24 protein-coding genes are annotated in these 24,322 nt (G+C 73.6%); 17 read left to right on the forward strand and 7 right to left on the reverse strand.

Annotated elements, in window-relative coordinates; all coding sequences use genetic code 11:
• The first annotated feature begins 127 nt into the window (after window positions 1–127).
• Together qcrA and qcrB are read left to right on the forward strand one after the other, a co-directional pair.
• Window positions 128–1,240: a cytochrome bc1 complex Rieske iron-sulfur subunit gene (qcrA, locus tag GOBS_RS16375; RefSeq protein ID WP_012949374.1), complete on the forward strand. Its 1,113-nt coding sequence runs from the start codon at window positions 128–130 to the stop codon at window positions 1,238–1,240.
• A complete protein-coding gene (gene qcrB / locus GOBS_RS16380) occupies window positions 1,240–2,901 on the forward strand; it encodes a cytochrome bc1 complex cytochrome b subunit (RefSeq protein WP_012949375.1) in 1,662 nt (553 codons plus the stop codon). The genes qcrA and qcrB overlap by 1 nt, the downstream gene beginning before the upstream one ends.
• 685 nt (window positions 2,902–3,586) lie before the next feature.
• Here qcrB and GOBS_RS16385 read toward each other — a convergent pair.
• The gene (locus GOBS_RS16385; RefSeq protein ID WP_012949376.1) at window positions 3,587–3,988 is read right to left on the reverse strand and encodes a cytochrome c oxidase subunit 4; all 402 of its coding nucleotides are present in this window, start codon (window positions 3,986–3,988) and stop codon (window positions 3,587–3,589) included.
• A gap of 45 nt (window positions 3,989–4,033) precedes the next feature.
• On the reverse strand, window positions 4,034–4,903 hold the full coding sequence (ctaC, locus tag GOBS_RS16390; protein WP_012949377.1) for an aa3-type cytochrome oxidase subunit II: 870 nt from the start codon (window positions 4,901–4,903) through the stop codon (window positions 4,034–4,036).
• A gap of 288 nt (window positions 4,904–5,191) precedes the next feature.
• Between ctaC and GOBS_RS16395 the strand changes: the two genes are divergently transcribed.
• The 3 genes from GOBS_RS16395 to asnB are packed head-to-tail and all read left to right on the forward strand — an operon-like array spanning window position 5,192 to window position 7,903.
• Complete coding sequence (locus GOBS_RS16395; RefSeq protein WP_041241533.1) at window positions 5,192–5,557, forward strand: metalloprotease; 366 nt, start codon at window positions 5,192–5,194, stop codon at window positions 5,555–5,557.
• Entirely contained in the window at window positions 5,547–5,918 is a 372-nt protein-coding gene (locus tag GOBS_RS16400) for a DUF3817 domain-containing protein (protein WP_012949379.1), read from the forward strand. The genes GOBS_RS16395 and GOBS_RS16400 overlap by 11 nt, the downstream gene beginning before the upstream one ends.
• A gap of 53 nt (window positions 5,919–5,971) precedes the next feature.
• Entirely contained in the window at window positions 5,972–7,903 is a 1,932-nt protein-coding gene (gene asnB / locus GOBS_RS16405; RefSeq protein ID WP_012949380.1) for an asparagine synthase (glutamine-hydrolyzing), read from the forward strand.
• A gap of 171 nt (window positions 7,904–8,074) precedes the next feature.
• Here asnB and GOBS_RS16410 read toward each other — a convergent pair whose 3' ends face one another.
• Window positions 8,075–8,422 carry a HesB/IscA family protein gene (locus GOBS_RS16410; RefSeq protein WP_012949381.1) on the reverse strand — a complete coding sequence of 116 codons (348 nt, stop codon included), beginning with the start codon at window positions 8,420–8,422 and terminating at the stop codon, window positions 8,075–8,077.
• Between the two features lie 147 nt (window positions 8,423–8,569).
• On the opposite strand from GOBS_RS16410, the gene GOBS_RS16415 reads away from it, so the two are divergent.
• Both GOBS_RS16415 and GOBS_RS16420 read left to right on the forward strand, forming a co-directional pair.
• Window positions 8,570–9,169: a DUF3043 domain-containing protein gene (locus GOBS_RS16415; RefSeq protein WP_012949382.1), complete on the forward strand. Its 600-nt coding sequence runs from the start codon at window positions 8,570–8,572 to the stop codon at window positions 9,167–9,169.
• A gap of 79 nt (window positions 9,170–9,248) precedes the next feature.
• Window positions 9,249–10,232 carry an aldo/keto reductase family protein gene (locus GOBS_RS16420; protein ID WP_012949383.1) on the forward strand — a complete coding sequence of 328 codons (984 nt, stop codon included), beginning with the start codon at window positions 9,249–9,251 and terminating at the stop codon, window positions 10,230–10,232.
• Window positions 10,233–10,333: 101 nt separating this feature from the next.
• On the opposite strand, the gene GOBS_RS16425 is transcribed toward GOBS_RS16420, so the two are convergent.
• Window positions 10,334–10,546: a hypothetical protein gene (locus GOBS_RS16425; protein WP_012949384.1), complete on the reverse strand. Its 213-nt coding sequence runs from the start codon at window positions 10,544–10,546 to the stop codon at window positions 10,334–10,336.
• Window positions 10,547–10,670: 124 nt separating this feature from the next.
• Here GOBS_RS16425 and GOBS_RS16430 point away from each other — a divergent pair, with 124 nt between their 5' ends.
• Genes GOBS_RS16430 through GOBS_RS16445 form a run of 4 tightly spaced genes read left to right on the forward strand, consistent with a single transcriptional unit; the run spans window position 10,671 to window position 12,955 of the window.
• Window positions 10,671–11,108: a phage holin family protein gene (locus GOBS_RS16430; protein WP_012949385.1), complete on the forward strand. Its 438-nt coding sequence runs from the start codon at window positions 10,671–10,673 to the stop codon at window positions 11,106–11,108.
• Window positions 11,105–11,554 carry a DUF3618 domain-containing protein gene (locus tag GOBS_RS25575; protein WP_012949386.1) on the forward strand — a complete coding sequence of 150 codons (450 nt, stop codon included), beginning with the start codon at window positions 11,105–11,107 and terminating at the stop codon, window positions 11,552–11,554. Before GOBS_RS16430 ends, GOBS_RS25575 begins: the two co-directional genes overlap by 4 nt.
• Window positions 11,551–11,829, forward strand: a complete 279-nt coding sequence (locus tag GOBS_RS16440; RefSeq protein ID WP_012949387.1) for a DUF4235 domain-containing protein — start codon at window positions 11,551–11,553, stop codon at window positions 11,827–11,829. The genes GOBS_RS25575 and GOBS_RS16440 overlap by 4 nt, the downstream gene beginning before the upstream one ends.
• A gap of 1 nt (window position 11,830) precedes the next feature.
• Window positions 11,831–12,955: a YihY/virulence factor BrkB family protein gene (locus tag GOBS_RS16445; RefSeq protein WP_012949388.1), complete on the forward strand. Its 1,125-nt coding sequence runs from the start codon at window positions 11,831–11,833 to the stop codon at window positions 12,953–12,955.
• A gap of 54 nt (window positions 12,956–13,009) precedes the next feature.
• Here GOBS_RS16445 and gcvT read toward each other — a convergent pair whose 3' ends face one another.
• Window positions 13,010–14,128, reverse strand: a complete 1,119-nt coding sequence (gene gcvT / locus GOBS_RS16450) for a glycine cleavage system aminomethyltransferase GcvT (RefSeq protein ID WP_012949389.1) — start codon at window positions 14,126–14,128, stop codon at window positions 13,010–13,012.
• Window positions 14,129–14,230: 102 nt separating this feature from the next.
• On the opposite strand from gcvT, the gene GOBS_RS16455 reads away from it, so the two are divergent.
• Window positions 14,231–15,739 carry a leucyl aminopeptidase gene (locus tag GOBS_RS16455; RefSeq protein ID WP_012949390.1) on the forward strand — a complete coding sequence of 503 codons (1,509 nt, stop codon included), beginning with the start codon at window positions 14,231–14,233 and terminating at the stop codon, window positions 15,737–15,739.
• 37 nt (window positions 15,740–15,776) lie between these two features.
• On the opposite strand, the gene GOBS_RS16460 is transcribed toward GOBS_RS16455, so the two are convergent.
• Window positions 15,777–16,109: an oxidoreductase gene (locus tag GOBS_RS16460; RefSeq protein WP_012949391.1), complete on the reverse strand. Its 333-nt coding sequence runs from the start codon at window positions 16,107–16,109 to the stop codon at window positions 15,777–15,779.
• 153 nt (window positions 16,110–16,262) lie between these two features.
• On the opposite strand from GOBS_RS16460, the gene lpdA reads away from it, so the two are divergent.
• The 3 genes from lpdA (at window position 16,263) to GOBS_RS16475 (ending at window position 20,560) form a co-directional block, all read left to right on the forward strand.
• Window positions 16,263–17,642 carry a dihydrolipoyl dehydrogenase gene (gene lpdA / locus GOBS_RS16465; RefSeq protein WP_012949392.1) on the forward strand — a complete coding sequence of 460 codons (1,380 nt, stop codon included), beginning with the start codon at window positions 16,263–16,265 and terminating at the stop codon, window positions 17,640–17,642.
• 48 nt (window positions 17,643–17,690) lie between these two features.
• Window positions 17,691–19,583 carry a 2-oxoglutarate dehydrogenase, E2 component, dihydrolipoamide succinyltransferase gene (gene sucB / locus GOBS_RS16470; protein WP_012949393.1) on the forward strand — a complete coding sequence of 631 codons (1,893 nt, stop codon included), beginning with the start codon at window positions 17,691–17,693 and terminating at the stop codon, window positions 19,581–19,583.
• A 68-nt stretch (window positions 19,584–19,651) separates the two neighbouring features.
• Entirely contained in the window at window positions 19,652–20,560 is a 909-nt protein-coding gene (locus tag GOBS_RS16475; RefSeq protein ID WP_012949394.1) for a TIGR01777 family oxidoreductase, read from the forward strand.
• Window positions 20,561–20,567: 7 nt separating this feature from the next.
• Here GOBS_RS16475 and GOBS_RS16480 read toward each other — a convergent pair whose 3' ends face one another.
• Window positions 20,568–22,220: a serine/threonine-protein kinase gene (locus GOBS_RS16480; RefSeq protein ID WP_166487427.1), complete on the reverse strand. Its 1,653-nt coding sequence runs from the start codon at window positions 22,218–22,220 to the stop codon at window positions 20,568–20,570.
• Window positions 22,221–22,338: 118 nt separating this feature from the next.
• Between GOBS_RS16480 and GOBS_RS16485 the strand changes: the two genes are divergently transcribed.
• Both GOBS_RS16485 and GOBS_RS16490 read left to right on the forward strand, forming a co-directional pair.
• A complete protein-coding gene (locus tag GOBS_RS16485; protein ID WP_012949396.1) occupies window positions 22,339–23,583 on the forward strand; it encodes an FAD-dependent oxidoreductase in 1,245 nt (414 codons plus the stop codon).
• 2 nt (window positions 23,584–23,585) lie between these two features.
• Window positions 23,586–24,320, forward strand: a complete 735-nt coding sequence (locus tag GOBS_RS16490; RefSeq protein WP_012949397.1) for a Type 1 glutamine amidotransferase-like domain-containing protein — start codon at window positions 23,586–23,588, stop codon at window positions 24,318–24,320.
• Window positions 24,321–24,322 lie beyond the last annotated feature (2 nt).

Below are 24,322 nucleotides of genomic sequence, written 5' to 3' on the forward strand. Positions count from 1 at the left end.
CCACCGCACCACGAGCGCTGAGCACGCGCATCGGCGAGGAGGTAGCACCGGTGAGCGAGCTCGCGAGCTCACGCAGCAACACGGCAGCACTGGTCACGCTCCCGACGAGCGCGAGCGAGGAGGAAGCGTGAGCACGCGCGAGAGCGCCCCCGGCTCCACCGGCGGCGCGGACGTCCCCGGCCCCCTGCACGGCGGTCCGGACGACGACTACACCCCAGAGCAGCTCGCGACCATGACGCGCGAGGAGCTCGACCTGCTGGGCGCCCGGTACGACGGCGTGCAGGTCCTGCACGTCGACCCGGGCCCCGAGCCGGGCTCCGCGGTGGAGAAGCAGGCCGTCCGCCAGGTCGCCCTGACCTTCGCCCTCGCCGGGCTGACCGCGTTCGCGGCCTTCGTGATCTATGTCGGCTCCGGCTGGTTCCTCCCCGACTGGCAGTGGGACATCACCGACAGCGGCTGGAGCGCCCTGTTCACCCCGCTGATCGGAGCGCTCGGGGGGCTGGCCCTGACGCTGGTGGGCGTCGGGCTGGTGCTCTACACCAAGAAGCTGCTGCCGCACGAGACCGCGGTGCAGGACAAGCACGACGGCTCCCACTTCGACCGGGTCACCACCGGCGCCACCCTCGTCGGCGGCCTGCACAACAGCGGCCTGGCCCGCCGGAAGCTGATCACCCGCTCGCTGGTGTTCATGGGCAGCGGGATCGGGCTGATGCTGCTCATGCCGCTCGGCGGTCTGATCCGCAACCCCAACACCGGCGACCCGCTGGGGACCACCAGCTGGGCCGAGGGCGTCCGCCTCGTGCGCGACGACGGCAGCCCCATCCGCCCCGGTGACCAGCAGCCCGGCTCCCTGGAGACGGTCTTCCCGGCCGTCCCGGGCGGCAACCGGCAGTCCGACGCGGCGACGATGCTCATCCGGCTGCGCCCGGAGCAGCTGTCGGTCGACCGCCCCCGCACCGGCCAGGAGGACTTCGGCTACGGCGACTACGTCGCCTACTCGAAGATCTGCACCCACGCCGGCTGCCCCGTCTCGCTGTACGAGCAGGAGACCAGTCGCATCCTGTGCCCGTGCCACCAGTCGCAGTTCGACGTGACGCAGGGTTCCAAGCCGGTCTTCGGCCCGGCGACCCGCCCGCTGCCGCAGCTGCCCATCACTGTCGACGACGAGGGCTTCTTCGTAGCGCGTAGTGACTACATTGAAGCTGTTGGCCCCACCTACTGGAACCGGGAGCGCATCTGATGGCTCGTACCGCCACAGCGCCGGGTGTCCCGACCACCGCACTGGGCAAGGCGGCGCTGGAGGTCGACGACCGTCTGATCGTCGCCGGTCCGCTGCGCCGCACCCTGAACAAGGTCTTCCCCGACCACTGGTCGTTCCTGCTCGGTGAGATCGCGCTCTACGCGTTCGTCATCCTGCTCCTGTCCGGCACGTACCTGACCTTCTTCTACGACGCCTCGCTGCGCGAGGTCGTCTACGAGGGCACGTACGCGCCGCTGCGGGGGCTGGAGATGTCGGCGGCGTACGACTCCGCCCTGAACCTGTCCTTCGACGTCCGCGGCGGCCTGTTCATGCGGCAGGTCCACCACTGGGCGGCCCTGCTGTTCGTGGCCGCCATCGTGGTGCACCTGCTGCGCATCTTCTTCACCGGCGCCTTCCGGCGTCCCCGGGAGACGAACTGGCTGATCGGTGTCGGTCTGCTGCTGCTGGCCCTGGGCGAGGGCTTCACCGGCTACTCCCTGCCCGACGACCTGCTCTCCGGCACGGGCCTGCGCATCGCGTCGGCGATCATCCTGTCCATCCCCGTGGTGGGCACCTGGGCCCACTGGGCGGTGTTCAACGGCGACTACGTCGGCGAGTACATCATCGGGCGCTTCTACATCGCCCACGTGCTCATCATCCCGGCGGTCCTGTTGGGCCTGATCGCCGTCCACCTGCTGATCCTGGTCAAGCAGAAGCACACCCAGTTCCCCGGCCCGGGGCGGACCGAGCACAACGTGGTCGGCAACCGGCTCTTCCCGGCCTTCGCCGGCAAGGCGGGCGGCTTGTTCTTCATCGTCTTCGGCGTCATCGCGGCGCTCGGCGGCCTGGTGCAGATCAACCCGGTGTGGCTGTGGGGCCCGTACAACCCGGCCCAGGTCTCGGCCGCGTCCCAGCCGGACTGGTACATCATGTTCCTCGACGGCTCGACGCGACTCTTCCCGGCGTGGGACATCAACCTGCCCGGCGACTACACGATCCCGGCGCTGTTCTGGCCGACCGTCGTCATCGCAGGTCTGATCTTCACCGTCCTCGCGCTCTACCCCATGATCGAGCGCAAGCTGACCCGCGACACGGCCTCGCACCACCTGCTCCAGCGTCCCCGCGACGTCCCGGTGCGGACCTCGCTGGGCGTCATGGCGCTGACCTTCTACATCGTGCTCATGCTCTCGGGCGCCAACGACGTCATCGCCGAGCGGTTCGACATCAGCCTCAACGCGATGACCTGGGCCGGACGGATCGGCGTGCTGATCCTGCCGCCGATCGCCTACGTGCTCACCTACCGGATCTGCCTCGGGCTGCAGAAGCACGACCGTGAGGTCCTGGAGCACGGTCTCGAGACCGGCGTCATCCGGCGGCTGCCGCACGGTGAGTTCATCGAGGTGCACCAGCCCCTCGGCCCGGTCGACGAGCACGGCCACAGCCAGCTGGCCTACGGCGGCGCTCCGGTGCCCAAGCGGATGAACCAGGTGGGCGGCGCCCGCCGGGCCATCCGTGGCTTCTTCAAGCCGATCGAGGAGCCGGCGCAGGTCGAGCTCGAGCAGCGCCGCGACGAGCACGGCCTGGCGGCTGCGGAGTCCCGGGAGCTCACCACCTCCGGTCGCCCCTCCGACGGTGGCCGACCGCAGGAGCCGCGCGACTGAGCACCCGCACCACGCAGCAGGGCCCCGACGGAGTTCCCGTCGGGGCCCTGCTGCGTTGTGGGCTCCGCTGCCCGGCGGGCCGACGCCGGCCGACCCCCCTTCCCCGTCGGCGCCGTCCGGTGGAGACGCCACCGGACCGGGTGGCCGTCCCCGCCCCTGAGCGCTCGCCAGGGACGCGGTGGCGCCGGGCCGCACCGTGGGCCGCCGACACCGTCGAGGACGGGCCGCCCTGCCCGTCGACAACGCACCCGCTCCGCGCCGCGCCGGCCGCGCACACCACCGACATCACGGCGTCCGGGCGACCAGCACCGGGCCGGCCAGCGATCCAACGCCCGGGCGCCGACCTCGTGGCCGCGGTGGCCGTCGGCGGTCGGGGTCCCCGAGCGGGTGTGCGCACTCCCCTGTTCCGCCCCTCCGTACGTGCCCGGCGGGAGTGGGTCTCGGCGGGAGTGGGTCTCGGCGGGAGTGGGTCTCCACGGGGTCGACCCTGAGCCGCCCTGCGGCCCGCTGAGGCGTCGGTGGGTCCGGTGCGTCCCCGAAGGCGCGGGGTCGCGTCGCGGCACGCTGCAGGGCCCTCAGCGGGCTCCGGCGGGCGGCGCGCCCGGCGTGACGACCCGCGGCCGTGCCGGACACGACGAGGGCCCCTCCCCGCCGCAGCGGAGAGGGGCCCTGGAGGAGCGGGAGGTCAGCCCTGCGCGTTCTGCCCGACGTAGTACTCGAAGAGCAGCCCGCCGACGGTGATCAGGATTGCCGCACCTGCGAGCAGGATCAGCCAGGTGTAGAAGAACGCCAGCGCCAGGCCCATCAGGCCGGCCGACAGCGCGATGCCGAAGGGCCAGTAGCTGCCGGGGCTGAAGAAGCCCAGCTCGCCCGCGCCGTCGGCGATGTCGGCGTCCTTGCGGTCCTCCGGACGGGCGTCGATGCGCCGCGAGACGAACCAGAAGAAGCCGCCAACGAGGAACGTCAGCCCGCCGGAGAGGACGAGGGCCGTGGTGCCGATCGGCTCACGGGACCAGATGCCGTAGACGGCGGCCATGACGAGGCAGAAGACGCCGATGGCGTTGAAGATGAGCGCTTCGACCTTCACGGCCGTCCCTCCTGCGTGGTCTGCGGTGCGCGGGTGGTGGACACGTCAGCCGTCGGCCCGCTGCAGGTCGTCGATCAGGTCGAACGGCGCGGTGCTCGTCGCCGCGCCCGGCTGACCGATGCTCTCCAGCGCGTCGTAGGTGCTCAAGCCCGACTCGCGCGCGGCCAGGTAGGCGTCGTAGTCGGCCGCCGAGACCGCCCGCACCTCGAAGTTCATGTAGGCGTGGTAGGTGCCGCAGAGCTCGGCGCAGCGGCCCACGAAGGCACCCTCCTCGCGGACGGTCACCTCGAAGACGTTGTCCCGGCCGTTCTCGTTGCCCGGGATGACGTCGAGCTTGAAGAGGAACTCCGGCACCCAGAACGAGTGGATGACGTCGGCCGAGGCCAACTCGAAGCGGACGGTCTCGTCGGTGGGCACCACGAGGATCGGGATCTCCTCGCTGTTGCCGACCGTGTTGATCGGCTCGCCGTCGGCCCCCGTGGTCTCCGGGTAGACGAACTGCCAGTTCCACTTGAAGGCGTTGACCGCGATGGTCACGTCCGGGTCGGCACTGCGCTCCTGCACCCGGTTCTGCACCACCACAGTGAAGAAGAACAGCCCGGCGATGATGAGGAACGGGATGATCGTGTAGACGATCTCCAGCGGCAGGTTGTACGCCGTCTGCTTGGGCAGCTCGTCACCGCGCTTGCGGTGCATGACGACCGACCAGCCGATGAGCCCCCACACCGCGAAACCGACGATCAGGGCCGCGATGACCGACCAGATCCAGAGGGTCCGCATCTCGTAGGCCTCGTCGGTGATCCCGTCGGGCCAGCCCCAGCGCCAGAACTCGTTGTTCGGGGTGCACCCGGTCAGGGCGAGCACCCCCAGGAGACCGAGCGCGGCGACCCGCGCGAGCCTGCTGCCTCGAGCCACTGCTCGCTGCCTCCTCGTCCTCGTCCGGTACGCCGGACGGTCGTCCTGGCCGGCCGTCAGCCGGTGCCCGGCGAACGGCGCCTGTGCCGACCACAGTCTGCGGCGAGACTAGCCGACCCCGCACGGCGGCCGACCACCGGAGACTCGGCTCCGGCGGGTCGGGTCGCCGGGCGGCCCGACGAGGGCGGGGCGGTCCGCGCCGGACGGCGGCCGGGACCCGACGGCGGCACGGTGAGCCCCCTCACCGGCGCACCCTCCCCCGGCGCACCGCCGGTTACAGTCGGGGCCGTGTTCACCCGGCTGCTGACGCCCAAGTGGGTGCTCCTGCACCTGGTGGTGGCCGCCCTCTTCGTCGCCACCTTCTTCCTGGGGTACTGGCAGCTGTCCAAGGCCGAGGCCGGCGGCGGCGCGGTGAACTGGAGCTATGCGCTGCAGTGGCCGCTGTACGGGTTCATGGGCCTCGGCTTCTACGTGAAGATGTGCCTCGACGAGGTCCGTCGCGACCCCGACGAGGACGAGCCGGGCGCCGACCTCGTCCTCTACCAGCGGCCGCGCATCGACACCTCGGGTGACCCGGAGCTGGCGGCCTACAACGCCTACCTCGCCGAGCTCAACGAGCGGGCACTGCAGCAGCGGACCGAGCATGGCCGCTGAACCGACGACGGCCTCCCGGCTGCCCCGTGCACTGGCCCGCCGGGTTGGCCGTGACGTCCCCGCGGCCCTGACCCGATACCGGGTGATGGCCTGGATCGTCGGGGTCCTGCTCATCGCGCTGATCCTGGTCGCCGTCCCGCTCAAGTACCTCGGCGGCATCGAGGGGCCGGTGACCGTCCTCGGCACCCTGCACGGCTGGCTCTACTTCGTCTTCTTCCTGACCGCCTGCGACCTCGCCCTGCGCGCCTCCTGGACGTTGCGCGGCACGCTTCTCACCCTGGTGGCAGGCACCGTTCCGATCCTGTCCTTCGTGGCCGAGCGCAACGCCACGCGCAAGACCCGCGCCGGCGCTCGCGTCTGACCCTGCCGCGGCCACCCCGCCGGCACACGACGACCCCCCGGAGAACCACGCCCATGTGCGGCCTGCTCGCCTACCTGTCCACCGACGCCGAACGCGTCGACGACACCCGCGTCAAGGAGGTGCACGAGGCACTGCACTGCCTGCGCCACCGCGGCCCCGACGAGACCCAGGTCTGGCACGACGCGCGGGTCGCCTTCGGCTTCAACCGGCTGGCCTTCATCGACATCGAGCACAGCCACCAGCCGATGCCCTACGCCGACGGCCGGTACCGGATCGTCTTCAACGGCGAGATCTACAACTACGTGGAGCTGCGCCAGGAGCTCGCGGCCCTCGGCGCCCGGTTCGCCACCGAGGGTGACACCGAGGCGATCGTCGCCGGCTACCACCACTGGGGTCAGGACGTCGTCCGGCGGCTGCGCGGCATGTTCGCCTTCGTCATCTGGGACACCCAGACCGGGACGGCGTTCGGCGCCCGTGATCCCTTCGGCATCAAGCCGTTGTTCACCGCCCGCCTCGCCGACGGCGCGCTGGTCTTCAGCTCCGAGAAGAAGGCGCTGCTGGAGATGCTCGGCGGTAGCGACGCCGCGGGCGGCGTGGACTCCGCCTCGCTGCAGCACTACCTGACGCTGCAGTACGTGCCCGAGCCCGCGACGCTGCACCGCGGCATCCGGCGGATCGAGAGCGGCACGAGCTTCACCGTGGTGGACGGCGAGCTGCACACCAGCCGCTACTTCCACCCGACCTTCCCCGTCCGGCCGGTCGCCGCGGACGAGCAGCAGGGCCTCTACGACCGGATCGCCGAGGTCCTCGACGACTCGGTGCGGGTGCACATGCGCGCCGACGTCACCGTCGGGTCGTTCCTCTCCGGCGGCATCGACTCCACCGCCATCGCGGCCCTGGCCAAGCGCTACAACCCCGACCTGATGACCTTCACGGTCGGCTTCGAGCGGGAGGGCTACTCGGAGATCGACGTCGCCGCGGAGTCGGCGGCCGCGATCGGCGTCGAGCACGTGACGAAGGTGGTCACCCCCGAGGAGTTCGCCGAGTCGATCCCGCTGGTCGTCTGGTACCTCGACGACCCCGTCGCCGACCCCGCGCTCGTGCCGCTGTACTTCGTGGCCCGCGAGGCGCGCAAGCACGTGAAGGTGGTGCTCTCCGGCGAGGGCGCCGACGAGCTCTTCGGCGGCTACAACATCTACCGTGAGCCGCTGTCGCTGGCGGCGTTCGACAAGCTGCCCGGGGGCGTCCGCCGCGCGCTGGGCGCGCTGTCGGCGCGGCTGCCCGACGGCATGCGCGGCAAGGACCTGCTGCGCCGCGGCTCCATCCCGCTCGAGCAGCGGTACTACGGCAACGCCCGGATCTTCCGGGACGACGAGCTCGGCTTCCTCGAGCGCCACGACCCCGACCTGTCACACGTCGCCGTGACCCGCGAGCTCTACGAGCGGACCCGGGCCGCGGGCTACGACGACGTGACCGCCATGCAGTACGTGGACCTGTTCACCTGGCTGCGCGGCGACATCCTGGTCAAGGCCGACAAGATGACCATGGCCAACTCGCTGGAGCTGCGGGTGCCCTTCCTGGACCCCGAGGTGTTCGCCGTCGCCGGCACGCTGCCGGTCGGTCAGCGGGTCACCAAGGAGACGACGAAGTACGCGCTGCGCCGCGCGCTTGAGCAGATCGTGCCGCCGCACGTGCTCAACCGGCGCAAGCTCGGCTTCCCCGTCCCCACCCGGCACTGGCTGGCCGAGGACCTGCACGACTGGGCGCGGAACACCATCGAGGAGAGCCAGACCGACGAGTGGCTCGACCGGCGTCAGGTCCTCTGGATGCTCGACGCCCACCGGGACAACCAGCGGGCCGGCTCTGCGGTCGACCTCTCCCGCAAGCTGTGGACGCTGCTGGTGTTCATGGTCTGGCACGGCGTCTTCGTCGAGCAGCGGATCAAGCCCGAGGTCCCCGAGACGGTCTACCCGGTCCGGCTGTAGGCGCCCGCGCACGACGAAGGCCCGGTTCCTCCCGCAGGAGGAACCGGGCCTTCGTCGTGTCAGCGGCCCCTCTGCAAGGCCCCGCCGCAGGCCCCGTCCCGAGGCTCGCCCCGAGCTCGCGAGGGGTGAGGAGGACGGGGTCCTTCTACGGTGGGGGAGAGGGATCCCTCGTCAGCTGAAGCTGTCGCCGCAGGCGCAGGAGCCGGTCGCGTTCGGGTTGTCGATCGTGAAACCCTGCTTCTCGATCGTGTCCACGAAGTCGATCACGGCGCCGCCGAGGTAGGGGCCGCTCATCCGGTCGACGATGACCTCGACGCCACCGAAGTCGTAGGTCTGGTCGCCGTCAAGGAACCGCTCGTCGAAGAAGAGCTGGTAGCGCAGGCCCGAGCAGCCGCCGGGCTGGACGGCGATGCGCAGGCGGAGGTCGTCGCGGCCCTCCTGGTCGAGCAGCGTCTTGACCTTCGCGGCAGCCGGGTCGCTGAGGATGACGCCGGTGGCCGTGGTGTCCTGCACCGTCATGTTGGAAAGTCCTCCCACGTTCGAGGGTGCCTGCTGCGGCACGTCCTGCAGCAGGCCAACACCGCCGGAGCGGAGCCTCTTCCCACTGTACGGCGTCCGGGGCCGCACGGACCGGGATCGGCCGAGGTCACACGTAGACTTGCAGCCGTGAAGCTCCGCCTGCCCGGGCGCCGCGACCGCACCGAGGCCGCCCCCGACGCCGACTCGACCACCCACCTGGTGAAAGCGGGCGGCAAGGGTCGGCCGACGCCCAAGCGCCACGAGGCCCAAGGGCGCCGTCCCGGCCCTCCCCCGCCGCCGCCGACCACTCGCAAGGAGGCGTACAAGCGGATGCGGGAGCAGCAGGCGGCCGGCCGCGGCACCGCCCGCGCCGCCGCGCGGGGCGACCAGGACCACCTGCCCGCCCGCGACCGCGGCCCGGTCCGCAAGCTGGTCCGGGACGTGGTCGACTCCCGCCGCAACGCCGGCAGCTTCTTCCTGTTCGTCGCCGCGCTGGTGCTGCTGGGCAACTTCGTGCCGAACGAGCAGGTGCGCAGCTACACCGTCGCCCTCTGGCTGGTCTTCTTCCTGCTGATCATCGCCGACTCGATCTTCCTGGGCCGGCGGATCAAGAAGACGGTGCTCGAGCGCTTCCCGAACCAGGACCACAGGATGAAGGGCCTGGTCTGGTACGGCATCAGCCGGGCCACCATGGTCCGTCGCTGGCGCTTCCCGAAGCCCGAGGTGGCGCTGGGCGCCCAGGTCTAGCCCGGCCCTCCTGCAGGGGCCCGCCGCGAGCCTGCGAGCGTTGGGGGGCAGGAGGGTCCTTCTACTAGCGTCGGCGGCCGTGGAATCCCGACGACTGGGCCGCTCCGGCCTCGACATCTCCGCGATCGCCTACGGCAACTGGCTGACCCACGGCGGCCAGGTCGAGGAGGACGCCGCGCACGCCTGCGTGCGCGCCGCCCTCGACGCGGGCATCACGACCTTCGACACCGCCGACGTCTACGCCGGCACCCGGGCCGAGTCCGTCCTCGGCCGCGCCCTGGCAGGCCAGCGCCGGGAGGGACTGGAGGTCTTCACCAAGGTCTACTGGCCGACGGGCCCGGGCCACAACGACCGCGGGCTGTCCCGCAAGCACATCACCGAGAGCTGCCACGCATCGCTGCGGCGGCTGCAGACCGACTACGTCGACCTCTACCAGGCGCACCGCTACGACTCGACGGTGCCGCTGGAGGAGACGATGACCGCCTTCGCCGACCTGGTCCGGGCCGGCAAGGTGCTCTACGTCGGCGTCTCGGAGTGGAACGCCGAGGAGATCGCCGCCGGTGCCGCGCTCGCCCGGGACCTCGGCGTCCAGCTGATCAGTAACCAGCCGCAGTACTCGATGCTCTGGCGGGTCATCGAGGACGAGGTCGTGCCCACCTCCGAGAAGGAGGGGTTGTCGCAGATCGTCTGGTCCCCGCTGGCCCAGGGCGTCCTCACCGGGAAGTACCTGCCCGGCCAGCAGCCGCCGGCCGACAGCCGGGGCGGGCACGCGGAGGCCGGCGGGTCGATGCGGCGCTTCCTGCGGGACGACGTCCTCACCCGGGTGCAGGACCTGAAGCCGATCGCCGGGGACCTCGGCCTGTCCATGGCACAGCTGGCCATCGCGTGGGTGCTGCAGAACCCGAACGTGGCGGCGGCGATCATCGGCGCGACCCGCCCCGAGCAGGTGCAGGACAACGCCGCGGCGGCGGGCGTGACCCTCGACGCCGACATCCTGGCCCGCATCGACGAGGTCCTCGGCGACATCGTCGAGCGCGACCCCGCCAAGACGTCCCGCGGCTGACGAAGGACCCCGTCCTCCCCTCCCTTCGCACGCTCAGGGCGGGGCCCGGGACGGGGCCACACGGGTCGCTCCTGAGCCCGCCCGGCTCGGTCCGGGCGGGCTCAGGTGGCGGCCAGGCCCATCGGTCCGTAGACCTCCTGCCCGCCGTCGAAGAGCGTCACCGTGGCGACCCCGCGCTCGAGCAGGTCCCGCCAGTTCTCACCCAGCCAGGACTCCGCGTCGCCCTGGTTGTCCGCCCGCGGCACCTCCACCCCGACCGCGGCGGGGTCGAGCTCCGCCCCCGAGGGGTCCTCCAGCCGCCAGTACCAGCCCATGCACGCTGAGGTTAGTGAGCGACCGGCCGCCGGGCGTGCCCGGAGTGTGACCGGCGCCTGGTTACCCCGGCGATCATCGGGGGCATGTGAGTGCATCGACACACTCCCCCGGCCCGGAGGACCGATGACCGACCCCACCGCGGGCGCCACTCGCGCGACCGCTCCGCCCCCCGCCCCCGAGGACGCCTCGACCGGCCAGCTCATCGGCCAGCTGACCGAGCAGATCAGCCGACTGGTGCGTGACGAGGCCCGGCTCGCGCAGGCGGAGGTCACCCAGAAGGCCAAGCGGCTGGGCGTCGGCGCCGGCCTGTTCGGCGGCGCCGGCCTGTTCGCCTTCTTCGGCCTGGCCGTGCTCATCGCCACCGCCGTCCTCGCTCTCGCCCTCGTGTTGCCCGCCTGGCTGGCCGCGCTGATCGTGGCCGTCGTGCTGCTCGCCGTCGCCGGCGTGCTCGCGCTGGTCGGCAAGAAGGACGTCGACAAGGGCACCCCGCCGGTGCCGAGCGAGGCCATCGCCAGCACCAAGGCAGACATCGCGACCGTGAAGGAGAGTGCGCGCCGGTGAGCACGCCAGCCAGCCAGGGTCCCGACCGGACGACGTCCGGCAAGACCACCCCGAACGACCCGGACGCCATCAAGGCCGACATCGAGGCCACCCGCGAGCAGCTCAGCCGCACCGTCGACGAGCTGTCGCACCGGCTCGACGTCCCAGAGCGCGCCCGCGAGAGGGCCTACCGGGCGCGCGACACCGCGGTCGAGACCTACCGGGAGAGCCCGCCGGCGGTCATCGGCGCCGGGGCCGGCGTGGTCGCGCTGCTGGGCCTCCTCGTCTGGCGCCGCCGGACGAAGGACCGCCGGGTCGCCAAGCGCGCGGCGAAGCGTGAGGCGAAGCGGGCAGCCAAGGTGGCCGCCGCCCGCCGGGCCGCGACGGCGAAGGCGGCACGGAAGAGGACGAAGCAGGCGGGGAAGAAGGCGGCGAAGGCCCGCCGGGCCGTGAGGAGGACGAAGTGACCAGCAGCAAGGGAGCCAAGCTCGTCTACCGACCGATCGGCCTGCTCGGCGGCGTCCTGGCCGGTGTGATCTCGGGCGCCGTCTTCAAGCAGGTCTGGAAGCGCGTGTCGAACGAGGACGACGCGCCCGACGCCCTGCAGAGCGAGTACCGGATGCGCGAGGTCGTGCTCGCCGCGGCCCTGCAGGGCGCGATCTTCGCCGCCACCAAGGCGGCCATCGACCGCGCCGGCGCGCGCGGCTTCACCAAGCTGACCGGCAGCTGGCCGGGCGACTGACGTGGCCGGCACCCGGAACCGTGAGAGCGCCGTCGACCGCATCCGCGAGCGGGTCGAGGAGAAGGCGGCGCGGCGGGCGGCGGCCAAGGCGGCGGAGGCCCGCGGCCCGCACCCGCAGGCCGACCGGCCGCCGCCGGGCGCACCGAACGAGGAGCAGCTGCCCGGCGTCACCGCGGACAAGCCGACCGAGATCCCCTGGCGGGGCTGGAAGCAGATCGTCCAGCGCGCCTGGGCGGAGAACAACGCCGACAACATGCCGATCATCGGCGGCGGCGTGGCGTTCTTCGGCTTCCTGGCAATCTTCCCGGCGCTGATCGCGATGATGAACATCTACGGGTTGGTCGCCTCCCCGGAGACCGTCGCGCGGCAGGTCGAGGACCTCTCGGCACAGCTGCCGGAGAGCGCCGCCGACCTGATCGGGGACCAGCTCAACGCCATCGTCACCAACAGCGGCGGAGCGCTCAGCTTCGGGCTGGCCGCCTCCGTGCTCGGCGCGCTGTGGAGCGCCTCCGGCGGCGTCGGCAACCTGGTGACCGCGGTGAACCTCGCCTACGACGAGGTGGAGACGCGGGGCTTCGTCAAGCGCAAGGCCATCTCCCTGGGGCTCACGCTCGGCGCGATCGTCTTCGTGCTGATCACCTTCACGCTCGTCGCGGTGGTCCCGAACGTCCTGGACGCGCTCCCGCTGGGCCCGTTCGCCACAGTCCTCGCGCAGGTGGTCCGGTGGGTCGTGCTGCTCGGGATCTTCGCCGGGTCGCTGGCGGTGCTGTACCGGGTCGCCCCCGACCGGGACGCCCCACAGCTGCGCTGGGTCAGTCTCGGCGCCATCGTGGTCACGGTGATCTGGGCCGTCGTCAGCCTCGGCTTCAGCATCTACGTCGACAATTTCGGGTCCTACGACAAGACCTACGGGGCCATCGCCGGCGTCATCGTGCTGATGCTGTGGCTGTACCTGACCTGCTACCTCATCCTGCTCGGCGCCGAGATCAACTCCGAGGCCGAGCACCAGACGGCGGAGGACACCACGCAGGGTCCGCCCCAGCCGATGGGCCAGCGCGACGCCACGATGGCCGACGAGCTGCCCGACCCGCCGGTGCCGACCAAGGAGTCACACCGCAGCGCCTGAGAGGACCCCTGCCCCACCGGGGAAGGGCCCCGCGGCGGGACCCTGCAGGGGGCCTCAGCGCACGTGCGAGGGCACGAAGGGCGGCAGCACGACCTGCACGGTCTGCGGCCTCCCGCGCACGTCCACGGCCAGCTCGCTGCCCTCCGCCACACCGGACGCGGTGTCGAGCAGGGCCAGGGCGATGCCGGTGCGCAGGGACGGCGAGAAGGTGCCGCTGGTGACCTCGCCGACGCGGGCGCCGTCGGCGTCGAGAACGGCCATCCCCGGCCGCGGGATGCCGCGGCCGGGCGCCCGCAGCCCCCACAGGAGGCGGGCGGGTCCGGCCTCCCTCTCCGCCAGCAGCGCCTCGCGACCCCAGAACGCCGGCTTGCGCCAGCCCACCGCCCACCCGGCGCGGGCCTGGACCGGTGTGATCTCGGGAGAGAGCTCGTGGCCGTGCAACGGGTAGCCCATCTCGGTGCGCAGCGTGTCCCGAGCACCCAGGCCGCACAGCCGCAGCCCCTCGTCCTGCCCGGTCTCGACCAGCACGTCCCACAGCTCGCCGGCCCGGTCGGCGGCCACGAGCAGCTCGTAGCCGTGCTCGCCGGTGTAGCCGCTGCGGCAGACGGTGACCTCGGCCGAGCCGCCGCCCACGCCGGTCACGAAGGACATGTAGGGCAGCTCGCCGGGCAGCCCCAGGAACGCCAGCAGCTGCGGTGACCGCGGCCCCTGGACGGCCAGGACGGCGACCTCGGTGTGCCGGTCGGTGACCGTCACCCCGGCCGGGGCGGCACCGGCCAGCCGGGCCACCACCTCGGCGGCGTTGGCCGCGTTGGGCACCAGCAGGACGTCGTCCGGGCCGTGGAGGTAGACGATCAGGTCGTCGACCACTCCCCCGGCCCGCGGGTCGCCGTCGGGCAGGCAGCACATCGTGTACTGCGCCTGGCCCGGCCCGATGCGCGACAGGTCGTTGGTCAGGCAACTGTCGACGAAGGCCGCCGCGCCCGGTCCGCGCACCGTGGCCGTGCCCAGGTGCGAGACGTCGAACAGGCCCACGCCGGTGCGGACCGCCTCGTGCTCGGCCAGCACCCCGCCGCCGGCGTACTCGATCGGCATGGACCAGCCCCCGAAGTCGGCGAGCTTGGCGCCCGCCGCGACGTGCCGGTCGTGCAGGGGTGAGGTCCGCGCGGTCACACCGGCACGCTATCCGGCGACGTGCGGCAACGGCCCCCGTGCAGGGGCCCGCGCTGAGCCTGCGAGGCGTGGGGGGCACGGGGGTCCTTCTAGGATCGAGCGGTGCCGCCCACGATCTCCGCCACCGACCGCCCGCTCGAGAAGCTCTCCGCCGACGCCGTCGTCGTCGGCGTCGGCAAGGGTCCCGACGGCCCGCTGCCCACGCCTGGCGCGGAGGCAGTCGACCGGCTGCTGGGTGGTCGGCTGCTGACCGCCCTCGCTAACCTGGGCGCGCGCGGCGCCGAGGACGAGGTCACCCGGGTCGCCTCACTGGGCCAGGGCCCGTTCCCCGTGATCGCCGTCGTCGGCCTCGGCGCGCCCCGAACCGGTGGCGGGTACGCCCCCGAGGCGGTCCGCCGGGCCGCCGGTGCGGCGAGCCGGGCGCTGTCGGGCCGCGCCTCGGTGGTCACCCTGCTGGCCGCGGTCGGCGGGACGCCCGACGAGCAGCGGCTGCACGCAGTCGGTGAGGGCAGCCTGCTCGGCGCCTACGAGTTCACCGCCTACAAGTCCGACACCGACGGACGGCCCACCCCGCCGCGCGAGTTCACCGTCGTCGTCCCCGACGCCGGGGACGCCAAGGCGCCGCTGCAGCGCGCCCGCGCGGTCGCCGACGCGATCACGCTGGTGCGCGACCTGGTCAACACCCCGCCCAACGACCTGTACCCCGCCGAGCTGGCCGCCCGCGGCGCGGCCGCCGGGAAGGCGGCCGGGCTCAAGGTCGAGGTGCTCGACGAGGCGGCCCTGGCTGCCGGAGGCTACGGCGGGGTCCTCGCCGTCGGGGGCGGCTCCGCGCGCGGGCCGCGCCTGCTGCGGCTGACCTACTCGGGGAAGAAGGCCCGCACGAAGGTCGCGCTGGTCGGCAAGGGCATCACCTTCGACAGCGGCGGTCTGTCGATCAAGCCGGCCGCCAACATGCACCACATGACGAGCGACATGGCCGGCGCCGCCGCCGTGATCGCCACCGTCTGCCTGGTCGCCGAGCTGGGCCTGCCGGTCGAGGTCACCGCCACCGTGCCGATCGCGGAGAACCTGCCCAGCGGGACCGCCTACCGCCCTGCCGACGTGGTGACCTTCCGCAACGGCAAGAAGGCGGAGATCACCAACACCGACGCCGAGGGCCGCGTCATCCTGGCCGACGCCCTCGCGCGAGCGGCCGAGGACTCCCCCGACGCCATCCTGGAGACCTCCACGCTCACCGGCGCGCAACTGGTCGCCCTGGGTTCGCGCACCGCCGGGGTCATGGGCAGCGACGACATGCGCGACGCCGTCGTGGCCGCCTCCGCCCGCAGCGGCGAGGCGATGTGGGCGATGCCGATGCCCGCTGAGCTGCGCCGCGGACTGGACTCGCCGATCGCCGACTTCGTCAACGCCAACGCCGACCGGATGGGCGGCATGCTGGTCGGGGCGCACTTCCTCGCCGAGTTCGTGCCGGCCGGGGTGCCGTGGGCGCACATCGACATCGCCGGCCCGAGCTACAACACCGGCGCACCCTGGGGCTACACGCCCAAGGGCGGCACCGGCGTCCCGGTGCGCACCCTGCTCGCGACGATCGAGGACCTCATCGCGGGGTGACGTGCTGGAACGGCCGCCGTCAGGGCCCCGCCGCGAGCTAGCGAGTGGTGGGGGGACGGCGGTCCTTACTCCAGTCCCGCATCCGCTGCGGGTAGCCGGTCACCTGGGCGTCGTAGACGGGGATGCCGAGCTCGCGGGACAGCCGCCGGGCGGCCTCCGGCCCGTCGATGCGGCGCCGCGTCCACTCGCCGTCCGCGGCGACCAGGACGATGGTGGTCTCCGTGACCGCGGTCCGGGGCTCGACGTACCCCTCGACGCCGCGCCGGCTGGCGACGAACTGCTCGAGGTGGGCGACGTCGGCCCGCCCGGCACCCCGGTCGAGGGTGGCGCGGCCCGCTGTCCGCCGCCGCAGTCGGCTCCACAGCCCCATGCCCGCTCCCGTCCTGCCCGGGTCGCGCTCGTACCGCGACGTCCGGGCTGGCAACGGTGCTGCCCACGGACACGTTCCCGGAGTGGCAGGATGGGCGCGGATCATCCCCCGCCCGTGTGAACCGGACGGGACCCCGGCACCCGAGGAGTACTCGTGAGCGCACCCACCTCCCCCGCCGACCTGGTCATCCTCGGTGGTGGCTCGGGTGGCTACGCCGCCGCGCTGCGCGCCGCCGAACTGGGCATGTCCGTCGTCCTCGTCGAGCGGGACAAGGTCGGCGGCACCTGCCTGCACCGCGGCTGCATCCCCACCAAGGCCCTGCTGCACGCCGGCGAGGTCGCCGACCTGGCTCGCGAGGGCGAGCAGTTCGGCGTCAAGACGTCACTGGCCGGCATCGACATGGACGGCGTCAACAACTACAAGGACGGCGTCATCTCCCGGCTCTACAAGGGCCTGCAGGGTCTGATCAAGAGCCGCAAGATTCAGTACGTCGAGGGCGAGGGCCGGCTGGTCTCCCCCACCGCGGTCGAGGCCAACGGGCAGCGCTACGAGGGCAAGCACGTGCTGCTGGCGACCGGCTCCTACGCCCGCTCGCTGCCCGGCCTCGACATCGATGGCACCCGGGTCATCACCAGCGACCACGCGCTCAACATGGACCGGGTGCCCGCCTCGGCGATCATCCTGGGCGGCGGCGTCATCGGCTGCGAGTTCGCCAGCGCCTGGAAGTCCTTCGGTGTCGACGTCACCATCATCGAGGCCCTGCCGCACCTGGTGCCGCTCGAGGACGAGTCGTCCTCCAAGCTCCTGGAGCGTGCGTTCCGCCGCCGCAAGATCGGCTTCGAGCTCGGCAGCCGCTTCTCGGGCGTGCAGCACACCGAGAACGGCGTCAAGGTGTCGATGGAGAACGGCAAGGAGTTCGAGGCCGAGCTGCTGCTGGTGGCCGTGGGCCGCGGCCCGGTCAGCCAGGGTCTGGGCTACGAGGAGGCCGGCGTCGCCATGGAGCGCGGCTACGTCCTCGTCGACGAGTACCTCCGCACCAGCGTGCCCACCATCTCCGCCGTCGGCGACCTGATCCCGACGCTGCAGCTGGCCCACGTCGGCTTCGCCGAGGGCATCCTGGTGGCCGAGCGGCTGGCCGGCCTCGAGCCCGCCCCGATCGACTACGCCGGCGTCCCGCGGATCACCTACTCCGACCCCGAGGTCGCCTCGGTCGGTCTCACCGAGGCCCAGGCCAAGGAGCGCTTCGGCGAGATCAAGACGCTGAACTACGACCTCGGCGGCAACGGCCGCAGCCAGATCCTCAAGACCGCCGGCGCCGTGAAGCTGGTGCAGGCCGTCGACGGCCCCGTCGTCGGCGTGCACATGGTCGGCAGCCGGGTCGGCGAGCTCATCGCCGAGGCGCAGCTGATCTACAACTGGGAGGCCGAGGCCGACGACGTCGCCGCCCTCATCCACCCGCACCCGACGCAGAGCGAGGCCCTGGGCGAGGCCCACCTCGCGCTCGCCGGCAAGCCGCTGCACGTGCACGGCTGACCCCGCCCCACCCTCCACCCACCCCGCGCCCGAAGGAGCCCTCCCCCGATGCCGACCTCCGTCACCATGCCCGCCCTGGGCGAGAGCGTCACCGAGGGCACGGTCACCCGATGGCTCAAGCAGGAGGGTGAGCAGGTCGAGGTCGACGAGCCCCTCCTCGAGGTCTCGACCGACAAGGTCGACACCGAGATCCCCTCGCCGGCCGCCGGCGTGCTGAGCAGGATCCTGGTCTCCGAGGACGAGACGGTGGAGGTCGGCGCAGAGCTCGCGGTCATCGGCGGGGACGGCGACGGCGGCGGCGCGGGCGGCCCCGAGTCGGCCGAGGACACCGACACCACCCCGCAGACCCCGGTCGATCAGGTCGAGGACGCCGGTCCTGGTCCGTCGGACGAGCAGCAGCCGGCCGCGGCCGCACCGGCTTCCGACGGCGGCTCCGGCGGTGGTGGCGGCGGTGAGGGGACGCCGGTGACCATGCCGGCGCTCGGCGAGAGCGTCACCGAGGGCACGGTCACCCGCTGGCTGAAGTCCGTCGGCGACGAGGTGACCGCCGACGAGCCGCTGCTGGAGGTCTCCACCGACAAGGTCGACACCGAGATCCCCGCGCCGGTGTCGGGCACGCTCCTGTCGATTTCGGTGGACGAGGACGAGACGGTGGAGGTCGGTGCGGAGCTGGCCGTCATCGGCTCCGGGTCCGCGGGCGGGGGCGCCCCGGCGCAGGCCCCGGCTCCCTCGGCCCCGGCCCAGCAGGAGCCGCAGTCACAGCAGGAGCCGCGCGAGCCGGCGCCGCCGGCGCAGGCCACGCAGCCGACGCCGCAGGCCGACCCGACGCCGCAGCGGGCGCAGCCGTCCTCGGAGCAGCCCGGTGCCGACTACGGCTCCGGCGGGGTGCTGCCGAGCACCTCCCCCACCGACGCGCCGTCGCCCGCCCAGGCGGTCGCCCCGCAGGCGCCCGCCGCGCCGAAGACCCCGGCTCCGGCTCCTGCCGGTGACGGGGGCGGTCAGTACGTCACCCCGCTGGTGCGCCGGTTGGCCGCCGACCGCGGCGTCGACCTGTCCTCGGTGACCGGCACAGGCGTCGGTGGGCGGATCCGCAAGCAGGACGTCATCGCCGCTGCGGAGAAGGCCGCCGCACCGGCGGAGGCCCCGGCTCCGGCCGCCGCGGCCTCGGGCCGGCCGACGCCGAGCCCGTCGCCGGCGGCCCAACCCGACACCTCGCTGCGCGGGCGCACCGAGAAGCTATCCCGGCTGCGCACCGTCATCGCCCGTCGGATGGTGGAGTCACTGCAGGTCAGCGCCCAGCTGACGACGGTCGTGGAGGCCGACGTCACGACCATCGCGCGGCTGCGGGACCGCGCCAAGCGCGACTTCGAGGCCCGCGAGGGCGTCAAGCTGTCGTTCCTGCCGTTCTTCGCGAAGGCGGCGGTCGAGGCGCTCAAGGCCCACCCGGCCGTGAACTCCTCGATCGACCTCGAGGCGGGCACGGTGACCTACCACGACGCCGAGAACCTGGGCGTCGCGGTCGACACCGAGCGGGGCCTGCTGGTGCCGGTGATCAGGGACGCCGGTGACCTGAGCATCGGCGGGCTGGCCCGCAAGATCGCCGACCTGGCGGAGCGCACCCGCACCAACAAGGTGACCCCGGACGAGCTCGGCGGCGGCACCTTCACGCTGACCAACACCGGCAGCCGTGGGGCGCTGTTCGACACGCCGATCATCAACCAGCCTCAGGTGGCGATCCTCGGCCTGGGCAGCGTCGTCAAGCGCCCGGTCGTCGTCCAGGACCCCGGCCTCGGCGAGGTCATCGCGGTCCGGTCGATGGTCTACCTGGCGCTGACCTACGACCACCGGATCGTCGACGGCGCCGACGCCGCCCGCTTCCTCGTCACGGTGAAGGAGCGGCTGGAGGCCGGTCAGTTCCAGGGCGAGCTCGGCCTCTCCTGACCCACACCCGATCGGGGCCCCGGCAGCTGCCGGGGCCCCGATCGCGTCCCGCCCCCTGGAGGACAGACATGAAGGTCGCGGTCACCGGCTCCTCCGGGCTGATCGGCACGCGCCTGGTGGCCGCCCTGCGGGCCGACGGGCACGAGGTGCTGCGCCTGGTCCGCCGGACGCCGCGGACCGCCGACGAGCACCGCTGGGACCCCCAGCACCGGCGGATCGACCCGGCCCTGCTGTCCGACGTCGACGCCGTGGTGAACCTGGCCGGCACCCCCATCCGGCCGCGGCCCTTCACCGCCGGCTACAAGGAGCGGCTGCGCTCCAGCCGGCTCGACAGCACCATCACGGTGAGCGAGGCGCTGGCCGCGGCGGCGACGGCCGACCCGGGACGCCGCCGGGCGCTGCTCTCCGCGTCGGCCGTGGGCTACTACGGCGACACCGGGGACCGGCCGGTGCAGGAGGACGCGCCACCCGGCAGCGACTTCCTGGCCCGGCTGTGCGTCGACTGGGAGGCCGCCACCCGCGCCGCCGAGGACGCCGGCGTGCGGGTCGTGCACCTGCGCACCGGCCTGGTGGTCGGCCGCGACGCCATGCTGGTCCGCATCCTGGGCCTGGTCTTCCGGGCCGGCCTGGGGGGTCGGATGGGCTCGGGACGGCAGTACTGGCCGTGGATCAGCCTGGACGACGAGGTGGACGCGATGCGCTTCCTGCTGACCGCCGACGTCTCCGGCCCGGTGAACCTCACCGGACCCGCCCCCGTGACCAATACCGAGTTCGTGCGGCGTCTGGCGGCCGCCGTGCACCGGCCCGCGGTCCTGCCGGTGCCCGGGCCGGTGCTGTCGCTGGCCCTGGGCGAGTTCGGCCGGTCCAGCGTGCTGGCCGGTCAGCGCGCAGTGCCGGCGGCGCTGGAGCGAGCCGGTTACCAGTGGACCCACCGCGACCTCGACGACGCCTTCCGGGCGGCCCTCCAGCGCGGCTGAGCCCGGCTCAGGACACCAGCTCGGCCGACGCGATCCGCCACCCCTCCGCGGTGGCGACGAGCGTCATGCGCACCTCCGCCTCGCCGCGACCTGCCATCGGGCGCAGCGCCGGGCCCCCGGCGTCCGCGGCGTGCACCACCTCGTAGGCGGGCCAGCGGTCGACCACCCGCAGGGTCACCCGGCCCTCCGCGGCCGAGCCGTCGAGCATGGTCACGCCGACCACCTCGGGCGCGAAGCCGCGGAGCGCCTCCCCGGCGGCGGCCAGGGCGGAGACCGTGCCCCGGTCGGCGGCCAGCAAGCTGCTGCCCGGCGCGTACACATCGTCGAGCGACGCCGGTGAGCCGGTGGAGAGGGCCTGTGCCCGGCGCTCGTAGAGCTCGGTGAGCCGGGCCGACCAGTCCTCCTCCGACACGGCAGCGACCCCTCCCCCGACCGCCGGCGCCGGCGCGGCGGTGGTCTTTGGTGCGGCGCCGAGCGACGGACCGGCAGTGACCGACGGACCGGCCGAGGACGGCGCGACCGCCGACGGGCCCGGCGCCGGCTGCGGCGCGCGTGTTGTGCCTGCGGCGCGGTCGGCCAGGGCCGCCGGTTCGGGCGCCGGCGCACCGCCCCACCAGCCGCCCAGCTGCGCCACGAGGGCGACGGCGGCGGCTACCCCGACCAGTACCGCGGCACGGCGCAGCAGCGGACCGGACGCCACCAGCCGGGCGCGGAACCCGGTGCTGTCGGGTGGCACCTGCTCGGGGACCAGCCGGTGCCGGCCGGGAACCTGGTGGGTGAGCTCGGTGCGCGGGCCCCGCCCGGTGCGGGCGAGCTCCTCGTCGGGCACCCCGGCCCGCGGCAACCGCACCGGCTCGGGACGACAGGCGTGCCGCAGGTCGAGGGCGAAGGCGGCGGCCGACCCGCGGTCGTGCGGGTCGGGGGACAGCCCGCGGGTGATCACCGCTAGCAGGTCCGCAGGCGCGTCGGGGGCGAGCTCGGCGAGGTCGGGCAGCACGCCGTCAGCGGCGACCCGCAGCGTGTCGGCCGGCGTCGCGGCGTTCCACGGCGCCACCCCGGTGAGCGCGTGGAAGGCCGCCGCGGCGACACCGAAGACGTCGGACTCCGGCCCGGGAGCGCCGCCGCGGGCCACCGTCGGGTCGACGTAGGCCGGTGTCACCTCACCGACTGCCTCCTCACCCAGCACCCGCGCCACCCCGAGGTCGGTGAGCACCGGGCGGCCCTCGGCGGTGAAGACGACGTTGCCCGGGGAGAGGTCGCCGTGCACCACCCCGCGCTCGTGCGCGTGGGCCAGCGCGGCGGCCACCGGGGCCAGGGCGGTGACCACCTCCCCCGGTCGCAGCCGGCCGCGGCGGGCCAGCAGTGCGGCCAGGCTGCCGCCGGACAGCAGGTCGAGCACCAGGGCCACGCGCGGCTGCCCGCCACGGCGCGGTCCGTGCACGACCTCGTGCAGCCGGACCAGGTGCGGGTGGTCGAGCTCGCCGAGCAGCGCCGCCTCACGCGCCTGCCGCTCGGCGTCCCCGGCGACCAGCAGCTTCACCGCCACCGGTGCGCCACCGGACCGGGGCACCGCCCGCCACACCTCACCGGACCCGCCCCGGCCGAGCAGCTCCTCCAGCCGGTAACCGGGGACGACGGGCGCGGACGGGGGCGAGGGCATGGCGGGCACCGTAGGCGGCCACGCGATGACCCCGCTCCGGCTGTCCACAGGGGTCGGCCTGCTCCACAGAGCCGGGCCCGGACGGGTGGCACCGCGGTGGGCGTCCTAGGTTCGGGCCATGCCGCTGCCCGCCCGCGCCCAGGTCGTCGTCGTCGGAGCCGGGCTGGCCGGGCTGTCGGCGGCCCTCCGGCTCGCCGCAGCGGGTGTGGACGTGCACGTCGCCGAGGCCGCTTCGCACGCCGGCGGCCGGCTGGCCACCGAGCGGGTCGACGGATTCGTCGTCGACCGCGGCTTCCAGGTGCTCAACACCGGGTACCCGCGCGCCGTCGACCTCGACCTGCCGGCCCTCGACCTGGGCTGGTTCTGGCCGGGCGCAACGATCCGGGTCGACGGCCGCCGGTCCCGGGTGGTCGACCCGCGGCGACGGCCCACGGCCGCGCTCGACACGCTCCGGGCACCGATCGGCTCCCCGGTGCGCAAGGCCGCGGTCGCCGCCTACTCCGCCCGGGCCGCCTACACCTCCGTCGACCGGCTGTCGCGGGAGCCCGAGACCTCCGCCGAGGAGCGGCTGCGGCGGGCCGGCGTCGGTGACACCGCACTGGAGCGCTTCTTCCGGCCGTTCCTCGCCGGCGTGCTCCTGGAGGACCGGTTGGAGACCTCGAGTCGGTACCTGGACCTGCTGTGGCGGAGCTTCGCCCGCGGGGCGATCGGCCTGCCGGCCCGCGGCATGCAGGCGGTCGGCGAGCAGCTGGCCGGGCGGGTCGGCGCCGGCCGCGTGCACCTGGGCGTCCGGGTCACCGCCGTGAGCGGCGACGCGGTGACCACCGAGGCCGGGCGCACCCGCGCCGACGCGGTCGTCGTCGCCACCGACCCCGACACCGCCGCCGCGCTGGTCCCCGGGCTGACGGCGTCCGCGCCCCGGCAGGTGACCACCCACCTGCACGTGCTGCCGTCCTCGCCGACCGGGGAGCCGCTGCTGGTCCTCGGCACGCCCGGCGGGCGGCTGGTGAACAGCGCCGTGCTCACCGACGCCCAGCCCGCCTACAGCCCCGACGACCGGGCGCTGGTCGCCAGCTCCAGCCTGGCGCCGACCCGGGAGCCCGACGTGCGGGCCGAGGTCGCCGCGCTGCACGGGATCGGCCCCGGCGACCTGCAGCACCTCACCTCGGTCACCGTGCCGCAGGCCCAGCCCGCCGCCGTCCCGCCGCTGCGCCTGCGGCAGCCGGTGGACCTGGGCGGCGGGCTGTTCGTGGCCGGCGACCACCGCGACACCCCGTCCATCCAGGGCGCCATGGCCAGCGGCGCCCGGGCCGCCCGCGCCGTCCTGCGGGCCCTCTCCCCCGACCAGCGAGGAGCTGCCTGACCGTGCCCGCCACCGCACCGACCATCCTGGCCACCAGCATCGGCTTCGACTCCCGCCGCCGCGGCCCCTACGACTGGGCACCGGGCCCGGTCTTCGACCTCGCGTTCCAGCTCGCGGGCGCGCCCGACCGGCCGCGGTTGTGCTACCTCGGCACCGCCACCGGCGACGACCCGGTGCGGGTGGCCGGCGTGTACGGGGCCTTCGCCGGCAGCGGGGTGCAGGTCAGCCACCTGAGCCTCTTCCCCATGCCCACCGTTGCCGACCTGCGCGCGCACCTGCTGGCCCAGGACGTCGTCTGGGTCGGCGGCGGCAGCGTCGCGAACCTGCTCGCGGTGTGGCGGGTGCACGGGCTCGACGAGGTGTTCCGCGAGGTGTGGGAGGCCGGTGTCGTGCTGGGCGGGGTGTCGGCCGGATCGCTGTGCTGGCACGTCGGCGGCACCACCGACTCCTACGGCCCCGATTTGCGCCCGGTGACCGACGGGCTCGGGCTGATCCCGACGTCCAACGGCGTCCACTACGACTCCGAGGAACAGCGCCGTCCGCTGTACCACAGGCTCGTGGCCGACGGCACGCTGCCCGCCGGGCACGCCACCGACGACGGCGTGGGGCTGGTTTACCGCGGCACCGAGCTGGTCGAGGCGGTCGCCGACCGGCCGGACAAGGCCGCCTACCGGGTGGAGCGGGGCCCCGACGGCACCGCGGTCGAGACCCGCATCGAGCCCCGGCGGCTGCGCTGAGG

It is taken from the genome of Geodermatophilus obscurus DSM 43160, from assembly GCF_000025345.1.
Lineage (GTDB): Bacteria > Actinomycetota > Actinomycetes > Mycobacteriales > Geodermatophilaceae > Geodermatophilus > Geodermatophilus obscurus.